The organism is Micromonospora sp. NPDC051296 (assembly GCF_040682255.1).
In the GTDB taxonomy this organism is placed as follows: Bacteria; Actinomycetota; Actinomycetes; order Mycobacteriales; family Micromonosporaceae; genus Micromonospora; species Micromonospora craterilacus.
Window position 1 is genome coordinate 22,672 of record NZ_JBFBAO010000018.1, and the last position, 17,166, is coordinate 39,837.

Consider the following 17,166-nt stretch of genomic DNA (forward strand, 5'->3'; position numbering starts at 1 on the left):
TTCGACAGAGCCGACCCGAGTGGCGGCCCGGCCAGTGTGAGCACGAGGGAGTGCAGGTGCGCGAGTTCTCCGTCCCACCGATCGTCACCGTCGGCGATTCGGCCAACCTCACCGACCCCGTCTGGGAGAACGCCGAGGTCGCCCCCGACGCGGTGCAGTTCGTCCGGCGCGATGCGACGGGCGGCCTGGCGGACGTGACTTGCCGACAGTTCCGCGACGAGGTGGTGGCGGTCGCCCGTGGTCTGGTCGCCGCCGGCGTGCAGCCAGGTGACCGGGTCGCGTTGATGAGCCGTACCCGCTACGAGTGGACCCTGGTCGACTACGCCATCTGGGCGGCCGGCGCGGTCACCGTGCCGATCTACGAGACCTCCAGCGCCGAGCAGGCGGCCTGGATCCTGGCCGACTCCGGCGCGGTGGCCTGCGTGGTGGAGAGCACCGCGCACGCCACGCTGGTGGCCGGCGTCCGCGACCAGCTGCCCGACCTGGCCCACCTCTGGCAGATCGACCAGGGCGGGGTCGACGAGCTGGTGGCCGCGGGCGCGGCGGTTGAGCCGGCCGAGATCGACCAGCGGCGCGCCGGCCTGCGCTCCTCGGACATCGCGACCGTCATCTACACCAGCGGCACCACCGGGCGCCCCAAGGGCTGCGTGCTCACCCACCGCAACATGTACGCCGACATCGCCAACGCGGTGCCGGTGCTGCCGAACCTGTTCGGGCCGAACGCGTCGACCCTGCTGTTCCTGCCCCTGGCGCACGCCTTCGCCCGGCTCATCCAGATCGGCGTGGTGCAGGCGCGGGCCACCATGGCGCACTGCTCGGACACCAAGCACCTGGTCGCCGAGTTGCAGGAGGTCAAGCCGACCTTCGTGCTCTCGGTGCCCCGGGTCTTCGAGAAGGTCTACAACGGCGCCAAGCAGAAGGCCGAGGCCGCCGGCAAGGGCAAGATCTTCGCCCGGGCCGAGGCGGTCGCCATCGCGTACAGCGAGGCGTTGGAGACCTCCGCCGGGCCGGGCCTGGCCCTGCGCGCCCAGCACGCGCTCTTCGACAAGCTGGTCTACGGCAAGCTGCGGGCCGCGCTCGGCGGTCGCTGCCGCGACGCCATCTCCGGCGGCGCGCCGCTCGGCGCCCGGCTGGGGCACTTCTTCCGGGGCGTCGGGGTGACCGTCTGCGAGGGGTACGGCCTGACCGAGACCTCCCCCGCCGCGTCGGCGAACCTGCCCTCGTCCACCCGGATGGGCACGGTCGGCCGCCCGCTGCCCGGCGTGACCATCCGGATCGCCGACGACGGCGAGGTCCTCATCTCCGGTGACCTCATCTTCCAGGGGTATTGGCGCAACGAGGCGGCCACCGCCGAGGCGATCACCGACGACGGCTGGTTCCACACCGGTGACCTCGGCTCGCTCGACGACGACGGCTACCTCACCATCACCGGCCGGAAGAAGGAGATCATCGTGACGGCCGCCGGCAAGAACGTCGCCCCGGCCGTGCTGGAGGACCAGGTCCGGGCGCACCGCCTGGTCAGCCAGTGCGTCGTGGTGGGCGACCGGCAGCCGTTCATCGCCGCGCTGGTCACCCTCGACGAGGAGGCCCTGCCGGCGTGGCTGGAGTCGGTCGGTCTGCCGGCCGGCACCGACATCGAGACGCTGCGGGGGCACGAGGGGCTGCGGGCGGAGATCCAGGCCGCGGTGGACAAGGCCAACCAGTCGGTCTCCCGGGCCGAGGCGATCAAGGTGTTCCGGATCCTGCCGCGCGACTTCACCGAGGCCACCGGCGAACTGACCCCGTCGATGAAGGTCAAGCGACAGGTCGTACACAAGACGTACGCGGCGGAGATCGCGGACATCTACCGCGGCTGACTACCATCCGTCACGTGCCCGCCTCGACATCCACCCTGGCCCGTCCCCATCCGCTCGCCATGGCGTCGCGCCTGGTCGTGCTGGCGCTGGTCGCCATCCTGACCCTGCTCGCCACCCGCGACGTGGCCCAGCTGTGGTGGATCCTGCTGCTGGCGGTCGCCGGGATGCCCGCCTGTCTGGCCCCCCAGCACCCGGTGATCGGCCCGCTCAGCCGGTTCGCCGAGGTGGTGGTGCTCGGCTTGGCGGCGAGCCAGGTCGCCGCGGTCGCCACCGTCGGTGGTCACATCGGTGGGCTGGGTGCCTCGGCGGTGCTGCCCTACCTCGCGGTGCCGGTGACGGTGACGGCGCTGCGGCGCCGGTTCCGCGAGGGCGCCGCGCTGATCGCCGTCGTCGCGGGCACGCTGGTGGTCGCCGGCGCCTTCACCACGGTCGGTGGGGTGCGTCAGCTGAGCCAGCCCGGTTACCTCGCGGTGTGCGCGCAGTGGCTGATCCTGGCCGTGCTGGGCCTGTACGCGGCGAGCACCCTGCACCGGGTGATGCAGGTCCGCCACGACGGCAAGCCGCAGCCGTACGCGGAGGCGACCCGGCTGCTGACCCAGCTGCGTACGGTGGCCCGGCAGTTGCCCGGGGCGACCCTCGACCCGGGCGGGATCGCCGAGCACCTGCTGGAGGAGCTGCGCCCGGTGGCCCGCACCGACCGCGGGGCGGTGCTGTCCGCCAGCGGCGGCGGGCGGTTGGTGGTGCTCGCCCAGCTCGGTGCGGACCGGGTCGACTGGGAGACCACGCTCGACGCGGATTCGGCCATCGCCGACGCCTGGGCCAGCCAGCAGCCGCACACCGCGGCCCGCTCCCAGTCCCGCTCGCACTCCGGCGGGGAGGTCTCGGCGCTGATCGTGCCGCTGGTCGCCGGGGTCCGCACGGTCGGCCTGGTGGTGCTGGAGGCCGACGCCGCGCAGGCGTACCCGCCGCCGGTGGTGGCGCAGGTGACCGGGCTGACCGGCCCGGCGGCGCTGCGCCTGGAGGCCGCCCTGCTCTTCGACGAGGTGCGGTCGCTGGCCACCAACGAGGAACGGCAGCGGCTGGCCCGGGAGATCCACGACGGGGTGGCCCAGGAACTGGTGATGGTCGGCTACGGCATCGACAACGCCCTGGCCACCGTGCACGACGACGCCGAGGAGACCGCCGATTCGCTGCGCCTGCTGCGGCAGGAGGTCACCCGGGTGATCACCGAGCTGCGGCTGAGCCTGTTCGAGCTGCGCAGCGAGGTGGACCGGCACGGTGGCCTGGCCGCCGCGATCGCCGAGTACGCCCGCACGGTCGGTGCCTCGGGCGGGTTGCGGGTGCACCTGTCGCTGGACGAGTCCACCGCCCGGTTGCCCGCCGCCACCGAGGCCGAGCTGTTGCGCATCGCGCAGGAGGCGGTGACCAACGCGCGCAAGCACGCCGGGGCGTCCAATCTCTGGGTCACCTGTGAGGTGGACCCGCCGTACGCGCAGATCGAAGTGTCGGATGACGGTCACGGCATAGGTGACCAGCGCTCGGATGGGCACTATGGTCTTGCGATCATGGCCGAGAGAGCGGAACGTATCCGAGGCCGGTTGGAGATCAGGCCGCGGCAACCGAGCGGGACGACCGTGGCGGTGGTGATCGGTTCGTCACCCCGGCGCGATAACGTTCGCGGTAGCGCCGCAGCAGCCGTAGAAGGGGAGTAACCCGAGGATGACCACAAGTCCGACACCGGCCACCCGTACCAAGGTCCTCCTTGTAGACGACCACGACTTGATCCGCAAGGGCCTGCGGCACGCCTTCGAGCGGGACCGGCAGTTCGAGGTCGTCGGCGAGGCGGCCACGGCAGCGGAGGGCGTACGGCAGGCCGGTGCGCTGCAACCGGACGTGGTGATCATGGATCTGCGACTGCCCGACGGCAGCGGCCTGGAGGCCACCCGCGCCCTGCGCAAGTCCAGCGCGTCGATGGGCATCGTGGTGCTCACCATGTACGCGGGCGACGACCAGCTCTTCGGCGCGCTGGAGGCCGGGGCGAGCGCGTTCGTGCCGAAGACCGCGCCGGCCGACGAGGTCGTCGCCGCCGCCCGGCACGCGGCCTCCTCCCCCAGCGCCTTCACCGCCGCCGACCTGGCCGAGGCGATGAAGCGCCGGCTCGCCCCGTCCGGGCCGCAGCTGTCGCCCCGCGAGGGTCAGGTGCTGCGCCTGCTCGCCGACGGGATGAGCGTCGCCGGCATCGCCAAGCAGCTGTTCGTCAGCGAGTCGACCGCGAAGACCCACATCTCCAAGCTCTACGAGAAGCTCGGCGCGGCCAACCGGGCCCAGGCGCTGATGACCGCGCTGCGACTCGGTCTGCTCGAAGCTCCGGACGCACCGAAGTTCTGAGCCCAGCCAGACGTACCACCGACGGGGATCCGTGTCCGCCATCCGGCGGGCGCGGATCCCTTTCGCATCGATCACTGTCCGCGTTGCCGCGCTATGGTCTACCGGGCGAATGCGGGGCAGAATACCCGCCGGGGCGGTTACGCCCCGGATGGCGTGCGAAGGGGTGAGGGCATTGCAGCGGCCGGACTGGGCACCCGAGACGATCGACGTGGAACGCCCCAGCGTCGCTCGAATGTACGACTACTACCTCGGCGGCTCGCACAACTTCGCGGCCGACCGGGCGGCGGCCCGGGCGATGGTGGCGGCGGTGCCGGAGGCGCCGTTGATGGCCCAGGCCAACCGCGCGTTCCTGCGCCGGGCCGTGCAGTTCCTCACCTCGGCCGGCGTCCGGCAGTTCCTGGACATCGGTTCGGGCATCCCCACCGTCGGCAACGTGCACGAGATCGCCCAGCGGCACGCTCCCGACTCCCGGGTGGTCTACGTCGACGTCGACCCGGTCGCCGTGGCGCACAGCCGGGAGATCCTGGCCGGCAACGACGGCGCGACGGTGGTCCAGGAGGACCTGCGTCGCCCCGAGCGGATCCTCGCCCACCCGGACGTCCGCTCGTTGCTCGACTTCTCCCAGCCGGTCGCCGTTCTGGTGGTGGCGGTGCTGCACTTCGTCGCCGACGACGACCGCCCGGCCGAGGTGCTGCGCACCCTGCGCGCGGCGCTGGCCCCGGGCAGCTACCTGGTCCTCTCGCAGGCCAGCGACGACGGCCGCGACGAGGCTCAGCGGGCCGAGGCCGAAGAGGTCTACCGGCGCACCGACAACCCCCTGTGGGTACGCAGCCGGGCCGAGCTGACCGCCTTCTTCGACGGCTTCGGGCTGGTCGAACCCGGGGTGGTGTGGGTTCCGCAGTGGCGTCCGGAGACCCCGGAGAGCGCCGAGGACGCCGAACGGGCGGTCTTCCTGGGCGGAGTCGGGCAGCTCGGTGGGTGAGCCCGTGGACGCCCCGCCCTGCGTCGGGGCGTTCGCCCGCGCCTGGGCCAAGGCGCTCTCGGGCACCAGCTACCTGCCGATGACCCATGCCCAGTTGGAGACGCTGTTGCAGCGGCTCACCGACCTGCTGGCCGAGGCGCTGCGGGCGGAGCCGCTCGACCTGCGGGTGGGGCACCGGGTGGCCGACGAACTGGTCGCCGCGCACATCGCCTCCGCCGAGGCGCTCGGCCGCACCGTGGAGGTGATCCAGCTCCGGCTGATCCGTGACCTCGACCTGGTCGCCGACGACGTCGAGGACCGGATGGCCCGGCTGCTGGCCACGGTCGCCACCGGGTACGCGCGGGCGCTGCGCGACCGTACGTTGGACGAGCAGGAGTCGATCCGCCGCGCCGCGCTGACCGCCCGGGCCGAGGCGGAGCGGGCGCTGCGGGCCAGCGAGGCCCGCTTCCGGCACCAGGCCACCCACGACCCGCTCACCGACCTGCCCAACCGCACGCTGTTCGCCGAGCGGCTCGCGGCGGCCGTCGACGGGTCCACCGGCGCCGGCCGCCGGGTCGGCCTGTGCTTCCTCGACCTGGACCGGTTCAAGCGGGTCAACGACTCGTACGGCCACCAGATCGGCGATCGGGCGCTGGTCGCGGCGGCACGGCGGCTACGCCGGGCGGTCGAGCCCCACCTGGTGGCCCGGTTGGGCGGGGACGCGTTCGTCGTCCTCGTCGAGCGGTCCACCGGCACCGGGGACGTGCTGGCCGTCGCCGAGGCGGCGCTGGCCACCCTGTCCGAGCCGGTGGTGGTCGACGGAAACGACGTGACGGTCACCGCGAGCGTCGGCATCGTGGAGCGGCGGGTCGCCGACACCTCCCCGGACGACCTGCTGCGGGCCGCGGGCAGCACGCTGCAGTGGGCCAAGACCGCCGGGGGCGCGCGGTGGGCGTTGTACGACGCCGAGCGCGACGGGCGGGAACAGGCCCGCCAGGCGCTCAGCGCGGCGATTCCCGCAGGTCTGGAGCGCGGCGAGTTCTACCTCGACTACCAGCCGTTGACGTCGCTGCACGACGGCTCGCTGCTCGGGGTCGAGGCGCTGGTGCGCTGGCGCCACCCGCAGCTGGGTGTGCTGCGTCCGGACAGCTTCATCGGGCTGGCCGAGGAGACCGGGCTGATCGTGCCGCTCGGCGGCTGGGTGCTCGCCGAGGCGTGCCGGGAGGCGGTCGGCTGGACGGCCGCCGCGGGTGAGCCGCCGTACGTCAGCGTCAACCTGGCGGTACGTCAGGTCCGCCGGCCCGGCCTGGTGCAGGAGGTACGCGCCCTGCTGCGGCGCACCGGCCTGCCCCCGAACCGGCTCCAGCTGGAAATCACCGAGAGCACCATGATGACCACCGCCGAGGAGCCGGTACGCGCCCTGCGCGCCCTGGCCGACCTGGGCGTACGCATCGCCATCGACGACTTCGGCACCGGCTACAGCAACCTGGCGTACCTGCGGGACCTGCCGGTGACCGAGCTGAAGGTGGCCGGCGAGTTCGTCCGCGGGCTGCGCGCCCCGGAGCCCCGCGCCGACGAGCGGATCCTCGCCTCGCTGGTCTCCCTGGCACACGCCCTGGACCTGACGGTGACCGCCGAGGGGGTGGAGACCGGCGGGCAGGCCGAACGGCTGCGCGCGATCGGCTGCGACGCCGGCCAGGGCTGGCACTTCGGCCGCCCCGCCCCGGCCGACCGCATCCTCGCCCGCATCCGCTGAGGTGAAAGGAAGGGCCCCCTGTTAACTCCTGGCGTATAGCAGGGGACCCCTCTTAACACGAGCCGGGCGGGTCAGCCGGTGAGCAGGGTGGTCAGGCGGTGGGCCTGGGTCTCCCAGCGCCACTCCCGCTCCACCCAGGCGCGGCCGGCCGCGCCGAGCTGCCGGGCCAGGTCCCGGTCGGCGAGCAGGGTGACCACCCGGTCGGTGAGCTGGAGCAGGTCGCTCCCGTCCACCACGTACCCGGTCTCGCCCTCGCGTACCGCGTCGGGGGCGCCGCCGGAGTCGCCGGCCACCACCGGCAGGCCGGTCGCCGACGCCTCCAGGTAGACGATGCCGAGCCCTTCGACGTCCAGCCCCCGGTTGCGGGTGCGGCAGGGCATCGCGTAGACGTCACCGGCGGCGTAGTGGGCGGGCAGCTCGGCGGTGGGGACCGAGCCGGTGAAGACCACGTCCCGCTCGACGCCGACCTGGCGGGCCAGCCGCACCAGGGTGGCCCGGTACGGCCCGCCACCGACCACCAGCAACGCGACGTCGGGCACCCGGCGGCGGATCAGCGGCATCGCCCGGATCAGCATGTCCTGGCCCTTGCGGGGCACCAGGCGGGACACGCAGACCACCACCGGCCGGTCGGCCAGCCCCAGCCGGTGCCGTACCGCCGTGCCGCCGACGGCCGGGTGGTAGACGTCGGTGTCCACGCCGGGAGCGAGCCGGCGCAACTCGGTCAACCCGTCCAGCGCTCGCGCCAGCCGGGTCCGGGTGTACTCCCCCAGGTAGGTGACCACGTCCGTGCCTCGGCCGATGCGGCGCAGCGCGCCCCGGGCCACCGGCAACGCCGCCCAGCCCACCTCGTGCCCGTGGGTCAGGGCGACCACCCGCCGCACCCCGGCCCGCCGGCGCAGGCCCGCGGCGAGCAGGCCGAGCGGGGCCGCCGCGCCGAACCAGACCGTGTCGCAGTCGTACGCCTTGGCCAGCCGGGCCGCCCGGCGGGCCACCAGCGGGGTGGGCAGCAGCACCCGGGTCCGCTCACGTACCACCTCGAACGGCTGGTCGGCGTCGAACTTGTCGGCGCCGGACCAACTCGACGCGTAGACCACCACCGAGCCGGCCGGCTGGCGTACCGCGAGGTTGTGCACGAACGACTGGATGCCGCCCGGCCGGGGCGGGAAGTCGTTCGTGACCAGCAGCGTGCGGCTCATGCCGGCACTCCGCTCCGCCATGAGCTGTGCCTGATGATTCGCTCGCGGCGCTCGCTCATGGGCCGGCCTTTCTGGCGTACGCGCGGGCGGCGGCGATCCGCTCCACGGTTGACGGGTGGGAGGCGGAGTAGAGGTACTCGAAGCGGGGCGGGTCAGGGTCGGAGAGGTTGACCGTGGAGAGCCTCCGCTGCATCGACTCGAAGGTGGCCGGGTCGCCGGTCAACGCCAGCGCGTGCGCGTCGGCCCGCGCCTCGACCCGCCGCGAGATCAGCGCCTGCACCGGCGCGAAGACCAGCCCGGCCACCGTGACCAGGGCGATCAGCAGCGGGAACGCCCGGGGCTGGGCGACCGAGTCGACGCCGGCCAGGCGCAGCAGCGGCGGCCACGAGCCGATCAGGTAGAGCGCCACCACGGCGGCTGCGGCGCCGAGCGCGCCGGTGAGCGTGCCGACCGACACGTCCCGGTCCTTGGCGTGACCCAGTTCGTGCGCCACCACGGCGGTCACCTCGGCCGGCGTCGCCTCGCGCAGCAGGTTGTCGTAGACCACCACCCGGCGGGTCGGGCCGAGGCCCGAGACGTACGCGTTGACCGCCCGGGTGCGCCGGGAGGCGTCGGCGACCAGCACGTCACGCACCGGTACGCCGTCGCGGGCGGCCATTTCCATCAACTGGGTCCGCAGCGGCCCCGGCTCCATCGGGCTGAACCGGTTGAACACCGGCTCCACCAGCACCGGCAGCACGAAGGAGAGCAGCGCCACCAGGGTCGCCGCCCCGGCCGCGCCGAGCGCCCACCACCAGCGGGGCGTCAGCCGAACGACGGTGTAGAAGCCGAGCAGCGCCACCCCGCCGATGACGGCGCTGACCGCGTACGACTTGAGCAGGTCCACCGCCCAGCCGCTCCAGCCGTTGGTGGCCAGCCCGTACCGGGTGAGCACGGCGTGGCGCCAGGCGGAGAACGGCAGCGTCACCAGGTCGGCGACCAGCAGCACGGCCAGCCCACCGAGGACCGCCTGCGCGATCCAGTGGTCGCCGAAGGGACGCCCGGCCAGCTCGATCAGGCGGCTGCCCAGCGGGGTCAACCCGAGCGCCAGCGCCACCAGCAGCCCGACGCCCAGCGCCACCCACCCGCCGGGGCGCAGCGCGGAGCGGAACTGCCGGGCCCGCTCCACCTGGTCGGCGGGCAGGTCGCGGAGCGCGGCGAGCTGGTCGGCCCGGGGCGCCGGCGGGCGGTGCCACGGGATCAGCACCAGCGCGGCCACGACCAGGGCGACGCCGAGACCGGCCAGGGTGAGCAGCGCCCAGCCACGCGGAGTCATCCCGACACCCCGCCGCGCCGTTTCCCCGTCATGCCGCCGCTCCTCCCGCCCCGTGCGCGCCCATCCTAGTTGTCCGCTCCGGGCCGCCCCGGCACGACAGCCGCCACCGCGAAGGGCAACGTCGTCATCCGCCGGGCCTGAGCGCACGGTCACCACGGAAACGAGGAACCGATGCCCACGTCGGCTCAGGAGCGGGACAGCCGACGCAGCAGCGAGTCGGCGCCCAGCGGGTACGCGCCGTGCCGGCGTACCCCGTCGGCGACCTCCCGGTCGGAGGAGATCACCACCACCGGACGGCCCGGCGGCTCGGCGCGCACCAGGCGCCGGATCAGCTCGTCGGCGGTCTCGCCCTTGCGGGAGAAGAGCACCCGCACCCCGCGCGGGGTGGGCGGCAGCCCGTGCATCCGTTCGGCTCCGTCGAAGACCACGGTCACCTCGTCGCCGGTCTGCGCGGCGATCCCGCCGAGGCCGCTGATCAGGCGCTTGCGCTGCTGCTCCAGCGACATCTCGCCGAAGCCGCGCTTGGTGACGTTGTAGCCGTCCACCACCAGGTGGGCCCGGGGCAGGGCGAGCAGCTGGTCCAGCCGGGCCGGGTCGTCGGTGTCCCGGGCCCGGGCCGCGGCACCGGCCGGGGTGGCTGCCGAGGAGTCGGCGAAGGCGTCCGCGACGAAGTCGGCGGGCAGCTTGTCGACCGGGTCCAGCGCCAGCTCCCGGCGCAGCCCGACGGCGGCCTGACCGATGGTCTCCAGCAGCAGCCACAACCGCGCGTCGTCGACCGAGCGGGCCTCCTTGGCGCTGACCCGGGCCACCCCGGCCGCCGCCTCGGCCTCGGCCAGCCGGGCCCGCGCCCGACGTAGCTCGGCGTCCACATCCGCCGCGGCCCGCGTGGCCCGGCCTCGTTCGGTGGCCAGCAGCTCGCCCGCCTTGCGCTCGCGGGCCTGGGTCTCCCGCAGCGTCCGGGTCAGCTGCCGGGCCTCCTCCCGCAGCTGGCCCAGCTCCTCTCGGGTCCTTGCCAGTTCGTCGCGCAGCTTGTCGGCCTCGACCCGGGCCACCGCCCGGTCGTGCTCGGCGCGGCCGGCCCGCTGCTCGGCCTGGCGGACCAGTTCGGCCACCACCGCGGTGTCCGCCTCGGCGCGCACGGCCGCGCCGCTGGCCTCGATCAACTCCCGCCAGCCGCGCGGCCGGGCCAGGTAGGCCAGGGCCGCCACCTCGACCGGGTCGGCGGCGGCGGGGGCCGTCCCCTCGACCACGGCGGTGCCCAGGTCACCGGCGTCGGCCAGGACCCGGGCGGTGACCCGCTGCCGGAACAGCGGGTCGGCGGTGAGCTGGGCGGCGATCACCGGCGCACCGAGCCTGGCCCGCCGGTTGGGGGCGAACTTGGCGACCCGGCGCAGCGGCACGGGCACCTCGTCGGCGGGCAGGCCGGGCAGCACGGCGGCGGTGAGCGAGACGATCCGCTGCCGGACCGGCTCGGGCAGGCTCGGCTCCGGCTCCGGCGGCTCCACCGGCGGCGAGAGATCGCCGGGAACTTCTTCCTCACCGGCAACCGGCACGGCGACGACCTGCTCCTCCTGCGGGAGGTTGGCGTCGTGCGGCTCGGTGAGGGGCATGTGGCAAGTCTCCCACCGCGACCGGGCCCACCGCCTGGTGAGTGAGCCGATCTCTCATCCTAGACCGGTGGAGACGGGTGGGGCCGATGGGGCGCAAGTGTCGCACCGGACCGCTACCGTGCCGCCGATGGCAGCACAGGAGTACCTGCAACCGGCACTGGCCGGGCTCGACCCGGCCGTCGACGGCATCGACCCGGCGCTGCCGCTGTACGCGACGACGTTCGTGGTGGTCGACCTGGAGACGACCGGCGGCGCCCCCGACGGCGGCGGCATCACCGAGATCGGCGCGGTCAAGGTGCGCGGCGGTGAGCAGTTGGGGGTGCTGGCCACCCTGGTCAATCCCGGGGTGCCGATCCCGCCCTTCATCACCGTGCTGACCGGCATCACCCAGGCGATGCTGCTGCCGGCACCGCCGATCGAGCAGGTGCTGCCGAGCTTCCTGGAGTTCGTCTCGGACGCCGTGCTGGTCGCCCACAACGCTCCGTACGACGTCGGTTTCCTCAAGGCGGCCTGCGCCAAGCACGGCTACCGCTGGCCGAACCCCAAGGTGCTGGACACCGCCGCGCTGGCCCGGCGGGTGCTGCTGCGCGACGAGGTGCCCAACCGCAAGCTCGGCACCCTGGCCGCCTACTTCCGCGCGGCCACCCAGCCGACCCACCGGGCGCTGGACGACGCCCGGGCGACCGTCGACGTGCTGCACGGGCTCATCGGGCGGCTCGGCGGGCACCGGGTCGACACCATCGGCGACGCGATCGAGTACTCCCGGGCGGTCACCCCGACCCAGCGGCGCAAGCGGCACCTGGCCGACGGCCTGCCCCGTTCCCCCGGGGTCTACATCTTCCGCGCCGCCGACGACCGGCCGTTGTACGTCGGCACCTCCCGGGACATCGCCACCCGGGTACGCAGCTATTTCACGGCGGCCGAGAAGCGCGCCCGGATCTCCGAGATGCTGGCCGCCGCCGAGCGGGTCGAGGCGGTCGAGTGCGCGCACTCGCTGGAGGCGGAGGTCCGCGAGCTGCGGCTGATCGGGGCGCACGCGCCGCCGTACAACCGGCGCTCGAAGTTCCCGGAGCGGGTGCTCTGGCTGAAGCTGACCGACGGGCCGTACCCCCGGTTGTCGGTGGTCCGGGAGATCTCCCCCGGTGACCGCGCCTACCTCGGCCCGTTCACCTCCCGGCGGGCCGCGGAGCTGGCCGCCGCCGGTTTCCACGACGCGGTGCCGCTGCGCCAGTGCACCCACCGGCTGTCGCTGCGCACCGTCACGCCGGCCTGCGCGCTGGCCGAGCTGGGTCGCTGCCCGGCGCCCTGCGAGCACCGGATCACCCCCGAGGAGTACGACGCCCGCGCGGTGGCACCGTTCGCCACCGCCACCATCGGCGACCCGCAGCCGGTGGTGGACGCCCTGCTCGCCCGGATCGAGACGCTCTCGGCCGGCCAGCGGTACGAGGAGGCCGCCGTGCTGCGGTCCCGGCTGGCCGCGGTGCTGCGGGCGGCCGTACGCATGCAGCGCCTCGCCGCGCTGAGCACGATCGCCGAGCTGGCCGCCGCCCGCCCGGCCGCCGGCGGCGGCTGGGAGTTGGCGCTGGTGCGGCACGGTCGGCTGGCCGGGGCTGGCGTCTCCCCGCCCGGGGTCCATCCTCGACCGACGCTGGCCGTCATCCGCGCCACCGCCGAGACGGTGCCGCCCGGCCACGGTCCGGTCCCGGCCGCCAGTCCCGAGGAGTCGGAACGGATCCTGTCCTGGTTGGAGCGACCGGAGACCCGGCTGGTCGAGATGTCCGCCGGATGGGCTTCGCCGGTGGCCGGCGCGGCCCGGTTCCGCGACCTTCTCAGCAAGGCCGAGAGCGCCGCGTCCCACCAACTCTGGTCCGAACGCTCATGAGCAAGTGTCCGATCGGACTACGTCGACTCACTTAGTCTGTTAAGGAAGTGCAGTCGTGCCCGTTTCGAGGGTCTGCTCCCGGTTGCCGGGTTCCGACGCTCACGGAGCGGGGGTGAGGGGGTGTCCCGGGTGGACGTCGACGCCGGTCGCGGCGGCGCCCTGGGGGGCGCGCTCCCGACACAGCCGGGCGAGCTGCCGTTGGCCCGCCGGCTCCGCTCGCTGCTGACCTGGCCCACCGCCGAGACCGAACCGGTCGGCCAGCTGGTCCGCACCCACCGTGGCATCCACACCAGCGCCGATCCCGCAGTGCTGCGCCGGGCGTACACGATCGCGGAGAACATGCACCGCGGCCAGTTCCGCAAGAGCGGTGAGCCGTACATCACCCACCCGCTCGCGGTCGCCGAGATCTGCGCCGACCTGGGCATGGACACCACCACCCTGGTGGCGGCCCTGTTGCACGACACGGTGGAGGACACCCGCTACACGCTGCAGGCGCTGGCCGAGGACTTCGGCCACGAGGTGGCCCACCTGGTCGACGGGGTGACCAAGTTCGACAAGGCGTTCTACGGAAAGGCCGCCGAGGCGGAGACCATCCGCAAGATGATCATCGCGGCCGGCAAGGACGTCCGGGTGCTGATCATCAAGCTCGCCGACCGGCTGCACAACATGCGAACCCTGGGCGTACGCTCGGCGGCCTCCCGGGAGCGGATCGCCCGCAAGACCCAGGAGGTGCTGGTACCGCTCTGCGACCGGCTGGGCATCCAGACCCTCAAGCGGGAGCTGGACGACGTGGTGCTGCTGCACCTGGAGCCGGAGGAGCACGCCCGGATCGCCCGGCACGTGCACGACCGCCCCGGGTGGGACAACTACCTCGCCGACGTGGTGGCCCAGGCCCGGGTGGCGCTGCGCCGGGGCCGGGTCGACGCCGAGGTGGCTCCCCGCGCCCGGCACCTCTACTCGATCTGGAAGGACACCGTCGCCGGCGGCCACACCGTCCCGTACGACCTGCCCCGCATCACCATCGTGGTGGACGGCCCGGCCACCGACTGCTACGCGGCGCTCGGCGCGATCCACGGGCTGTGGCGGCCGATCCCCGGCCGTTTCAAGGACTTCATCGCCTCGCCGAAGAACAACCTCTACCGGTCCCTGCACACCAGCGTCTGCGGCCCGAAGAACCGCACCGTGGAGGTGCTGATCCGCACCGGGGAGATGCACCGCTCGGCCGAGTACGGTGTGGCCGCCGATTTCCGCTTCCCCGGCTCCGGCGAGGCCGCCGCCCGCTCCGAGCAGCTCGACTGGCTGCGCCGGGTGCTCGACTGGGAACAGGACGCCGCCGACCCGGCGCAGTTCCTCCAGTCGCTGCGCTGCGACCTGGCCGAGGCGCAGATCCAGGTGGTCGCCGAGGGACGGCAGATCGTCCTGCCGGCCGGGGCCACGCCGGTCGACCTGGCGTACGAGCTGGGCACCGATCGGGGCGACCGGTGCCTCGCCGCCCGGATCAACGGCCGGCTGGTCCCGCTCTCCTCCGAACTGGAGGAGGGCGACGTGGTCGAGATCTTCACCGAGACCGACGAGGAGAGCAGCCTCGACGCCGAGGTCGCCCCGCGCGGTCCGCGCCGCGAGTGGCTGGGCTTCGTCAAGTCGCCGCACGCGCAGATGCAGATCAACCGGTGGTTCGCCGATCACAGCGAGCCGGGCATCTCGATCAGCGACAAGGTCCGGCTCGGCCGGGCCACCATCGGGCTGGCCCTGCGTCAGCACAACCGGGGCCTGGCCAGCGACCTGCCGCTGCTGCGGTTGTCGGAGGAACTCGGCTACCCCGACCTGGAGACCCTGCTGGTCGCGGTCTTCGACCGGGTGATCGAACCGGACGCCGTGGTACGCCAGCTCATCGACCTGGTCGACCACCGGCAGTGACCCACTGTGGTCCCGGGGGGCGAGCACGCCCTACGGCAACTAGCCTGGACCCATGATCCCCCGCTCGCGCCGCACCGGCCGCGCCGTCGCTTACCAGGTCTTCTACCGACTGCCGCTACCGGTGCGGCGTCGGCTGGTGCGACTGGCCGTGCCGAAGTACATCGTCGGCGCCGTCACGCTGGTCCGCGACAGCGAGGCCGAGGGCGCGGGACGGCTGCTGCTGCTCCGGCAGCCACCGGGCCGGGGTTGGACCCTCCCCGCCGGGCTGCTGCAACGCGGCGAGAACCCGGCGGTGGGCGCGGCCCGGGAGCTGTACGAGGAGGCCGGCGTCCGGCTCTCCCCCGCCCGGCTGAGCCCGGCGGTGCCCAACGCGGTCGTGCACGCCAAGGGTTGGGTGGACGTGGTGTTCACCGCCGAGGTGCCCGCGTCGAGCACCCCGCTGACCGTGGACGGGGCGGAAGTCTTCGAGGCCGCCTGGCACCCGCTGGACGACCTGCCGAAGCTGACCTGGCCCACCGCCCGCCTGCTCGCCTACTACGACATCGGTCCGCTGGCCGGGCAGTTCCCGCCGCCGCTACCCGACAAGATGCCGTGACCGGGCCTGATGATGGCCTGGCGGAGAGCCGATCTGCGGTGCCCTCCGGCGGCGGGATCTGCGCGGTGGTGCTCGCCGCCGGCGAGGGCACCCGGCTGCGCCCACTGACCGAGCGGCTACCCAAGGCGCTCTGCCCGGTGGGCAACGTGCCGCTGCTCGACCGGGCGCTGGCCCGGCTCGCCGGTCTCGGCCTGACCGGGCCGGCGGCGGTCGCCGTCAACGCCTGCTACCTCGGCGATCAGGTAGCCGACCGGATCGGCGAGCGGGCGCACCTCTCGGTGGAACCCGGCAGCCCACTCGGCACCGCGGGCGGGGTGGGCCGGCTGCGGGACTGGATCGCCGGGCGGGGCGTGCTGGTCGGCAACGCCGACGCGTACCTCGCCGACCCGGCGGCGCAGCCCGGGCCGGACATCGCCGCGTTGCTGGCGGGCTGGGACGGTGACTCGGTACGCCTGCTCGGCCAGCCCGCGCCCGACCCGGACGCGCCGGGCACCTTCGACGGGCACGTCTTCACCGGCTTCTCCCTGCTGCCCTGGCGGCTGGTCCGCGACCTGCCGGCGGTCTTCGGCGACCTGGTACGCGCGGTGTGGCGTCCGGCCGAGGCCGCCGGCCGACTGACCGTGGTCCCCTACCGGGGCACCTTTTACGACACCGGCACCCCGGCCGACTACCTCGCCGCCAACCTGCACGCCGTCGGCGAGGGATGCGTGATCGACCCGGCCGCCACGGTCACCGGCCGCTGCCACCGGTCGGTGGTCGGCGCGGGCGCCACGGTGCGCGGGGCGGTCACCCGCAGCGTGGTCTGGCCCGGCGCCACGGTGGGCGCCGACGAACGTCTGCACGACGTGATCCGTGCCGGCACCGACCTCACCGTCCCGGCGGACTGAGCCCCTCGTCGGGCTTTAGCATGGGCGGCGACGCCGACGAACGGAGCAGCCTGCCGTGATCACCGCGATCGTCCTGATCGACTGCGCCACCGACTCGATTCCCGAGGTAGCCGAGGCCCTGGCCAACCTGTCCGGGGTCAGCGAGGTCTACTCGGTGGCCGGGCACGTCGACCTGATCGCCATGGTCCGAGTCCGCGAGTTCGAGGAGATCGCCCAGATCATCGCGGGCAGCATCTCGAAGGTGCCGGGGGTGCTCAACACCGAGTCGCACATCGCGTTCCGCGCGTACTCCCGGCACGACCTGGAGGAGGCCTTCGCCATCGGCCTGGGCAGCGCGGACTAAGAGCGACCGGCAATAGGGCGGTGGAGGCGAGGCGGGTCCTGGCCGACGACGACAACGCCGCCAGCCCGAGTGCCAGGGCGCGCCGCAGCCCCGCCAGTCCTATTGCCGGTCGCTCTAAGGCCGGACATCCCCTGGCCTCCCCCTCCCCACTCACTCCCTTTGCACTGCTTCAACGGACGCAACGGTTCCGGCGGGTAGCTGGTGCGGCAGTCTGTGGGCGGACCGGCACAGTGCGGAGACGGGTACGGCTGAAGCGCAAACCAGGCTCTACGTCCGGCGGGCGGTTGCCTCGACGGACCACCCCCTCGGGGCGACCCGACGGTGGGGGGCCTGTCTGCCGAAACCGTTGCGTCCGTTGAAGCAGAGCAAAGACATCCCAGGTGCTTGGATGTCAAGCGGTGGCGTGGTTGGGGTGGTGTGACCAGGCGGTCGTCTCGTCGTAGACGGTGTTGGTCTTGAG

At 73.7% G+C, this 17,166-nt stretch carries 13 protein-coding genes; 10 read left to right on the forward strand and 3 right to left on the reverse strand.

What is annotated here, in order from left to right:
- The first annotated feature begins 56 nt into the window (after positions 1-56).
- The 5 genes from AB0M52_RS03785 to AB0M52_RS03805 all read left to right on the forward strand — a co-directional run bounded on the left by AB0M52_RS03785 (position 57) and on the right by AB0M52_RS03805 (position 6,961).
- Positions 57-1,856: a long-chain fatty acid--CoA ligase gene (locus tag AB0M52_RS03785; protein WP_363948468.1), complete on the forward strand. Its 1,800-nt coding sequence runs from the start codon at positions 57-59 to the stop codon at positions 1,854-1,856.
- A gap of 14 nt (positions 1,857-1,870) precedes the next feature.
- A complete protein-coding gene (locus tag AB0M52_RS03790) occupies positions 1,871-3,568 on the forward strand; it encodes a GAF domain-containing sensor histidine kinase (RefSeq protein ID WP_363948471.1) in 1,698 nt (565 codons plus the stop codon).
- A 7-nt stretch (positions 3,569-3,575) separates the two neighbouring features.
- The gene (locus AB0M52_RS03795) at positions 3,576-4,244 is read left to right on the forward strand and encodes a response regulator transcription factor (RefSeq protein WP_007072219.1); all 669 of its coding nucleotides are present in this window, start codon (positions 3,576-3,578) and stop codon (positions 4,242-4,244) included.
- Positions 4,245-4,416: 172 nt separating this feature from the next.
- Positions 4,417-5,226, forward strand: coding sequence for an SAM-dependent methyltransferase (locus AB0M52_RS03800; RefSeq protein WP_363948496.1), 810 nt, complete (start codon positions 4,417-4,419; stop codon positions 5,224-5,226).
- 79 nt (positions 5,227-5,305) lie between these two features.
- Entirely contained in the window at positions 5,306-6,961 is a 1,656-nt protein-coding gene (locus AB0M52_RS03805) for a bifunctional diguanylate cyclase/phosphodiesterase (RefSeq protein WP_363948499.1), read from the forward strand.
- 71 nt (positions 6,962-7,032) lie between these two features.
- Here AB0M52_RS03805 and AB0M52_RS03810 read toward each other — a convergent pair whose 3' ends face one another.
- From AB0M52_RS03810 to AB0M52_RS03820, 3 genes are all read right to left on the reverse strand, one after another.
- Positions 7,033-8,157: a glycosyltransferase family 4 protein gene (locus AB0M52_RS03810; RefSeq protein WP_363948474.1), complete on the reverse strand. Its 1,125-nt coding sequence runs from the start codon at positions 8,155-8,157 to the stop codon at positions 7,033-7,035.
- 55 nt (positions 8,158-8,212) lie between these two features.
- Complete coding sequence (locus AB0M52_RS03815) at positions 8,213-9,472, reverse strand: M48 family metallopeptidase (protein ID WP_363948476.1); 1,260 nt, start codon at positions 9,470-9,472, stop codon at positions 8,213-8,215.
- Between the two features lie 185 nt (positions 9,473-9,657).
- The gene (locus AB0M52_RS03820) at positions 9,658-11,082 is read right to left on the reverse strand and encodes an NYN domain-containing protein (protein ID WP_363948479.1); all 1,425 of its coding nucleotides are present in this window, start codon (positions 11,080-11,082) and stop codon (positions 9,658-9,660) included.
- A gap of 127 nt (positions 11,083-11,209) precedes the next feature.
- Between AB0M52_RS03820 and AB0M52_RS03825 the strand changes: the two genes are divergently transcribed.
- The 5 genes from AB0M52_RS03825 to AB0M52_RS03845 all read left to right on the forward strand — a co-directional run bounded on the left by AB0M52_RS03825 (position 11,210) and on the right by AB0M52_RS03845 (position 16,706).
- Positions 11,210-12,964 carry a DEDD exonuclease domain-containing protein gene (locus tag AB0M52_RS03825; RefSeq protein WP_363948481.1) on the forward strand — a complete coding sequence of 585 codons (1,755 nt, stop codon included), beginning with the start codon at positions 11,210-11,212 and terminating at the stop codon, positions 12,962-12,964.
- 129 nt (positions 12,965-13,093) lie between these two features.
- The gene (locus AB0M52_RS03830; RefSeq protein ID WP_363948502.1) at positions 13,094-14,881 is read left to right on the forward strand and encodes an HD domain-containing protein; all 1,788 of its coding nucleotides are present in this window, start codon (positions 13,094-13,096) and stop codon (positions 14,879-14,881) included.
- A gap of 52 nt (positions 14,882-14,933) precedes the next feature.
- A complete protein-coding gene (locus tag AB0M52_RS03835; protein WP_363948484.1) occupies positions 14,934-15,476 on the forward strand; it encodes an NUDIX domain-containing protein in 543 nt (180 codons plus the stop codon).
- The gene (locus tag AB0M52_RS03840) at positions 15,473-16,363 is read left to right on the forward strand and encodes a sugar phosphate nucleotidyltransferase (RefSeq protein ID WP_363948487.1); all 891 of its coding nucleotides are present in this window, start codon (positions 15,473-15,475) and stop codon (positions 16,361-16,363) included. Before AB0M52_RS03835 ends, AB0M52_RS03840 begins: the two co-directional genes overlap by 4 nt.
- 55 nt (positions 16,364-16,418) lie before the next feature.
- Positions 16,419-16,706, forward strand: coding sequence for an Lrp/AsnC ligand binding domain-containing protein (locus AB0M52_RS03845; RefSeq protein WP_363948490.1), 288 nt, complete (start codon positions 16,419-16,421; stop codon positions 16,704-16,706).
- The last annotated feature ends 460 nt before the right edge of the window (positions 16,707-17,166 follow it).

Bases quoted from the DNA above. Each gene is read 5' to 3' on its own strand.
- AB0M52_RS03795 (WP_007072219.1), top strand. From the start codon at position 3,576: ATGACCACAAGTCCGACACCGGCCACCCGTACCAAGGTCCTCCTTGTA.
- AB0M52_RS03805 (WP_363948499.1), top strand. From the start codon at position 5,306: ATGACCCATGCCCAGTTGGAGACGCTGTTGCAGCGGCTCACCGACCTG.
- AB0M52_RS03810 (WP_363948474.1), bottom strand. From the start codon at position 8,157: ATGAGCCGCACGCTGCTGGTCACGAACGACTTCCCGCCCCGGCCGGGC.
- AB0M52_RS03815 (WP_363948476.1), bottom strand. From the start codon at position 9,472: ATGACTCCGCGTGGCTGGGCGCTGCTCACCCTGGCCGGTCTCGGCGTC.
- AB0M52_RS03820 (WP_363948479.1), bottom strand. From the start codon at position 11,082: ATGCCCCTCACCGAGCCGCACGACGCCAACCTCCCGCAGGAGGAGCAG.
- AB0M52_RS03825 (WP_363948481.1), top strand. From the start codon at position 11,210: ATGGCAGCACAGGAGTACCTGCAACCGGCACTGGCCGGGCTCGACCCG.
- AB0M52_RS03835 (WP_363948484.1), top strand. From the start codon at position 14,934: ATGATCCCCCGCTCGCGCCGCACCGGCCGCGCCGTCGCTTACCAGGTC.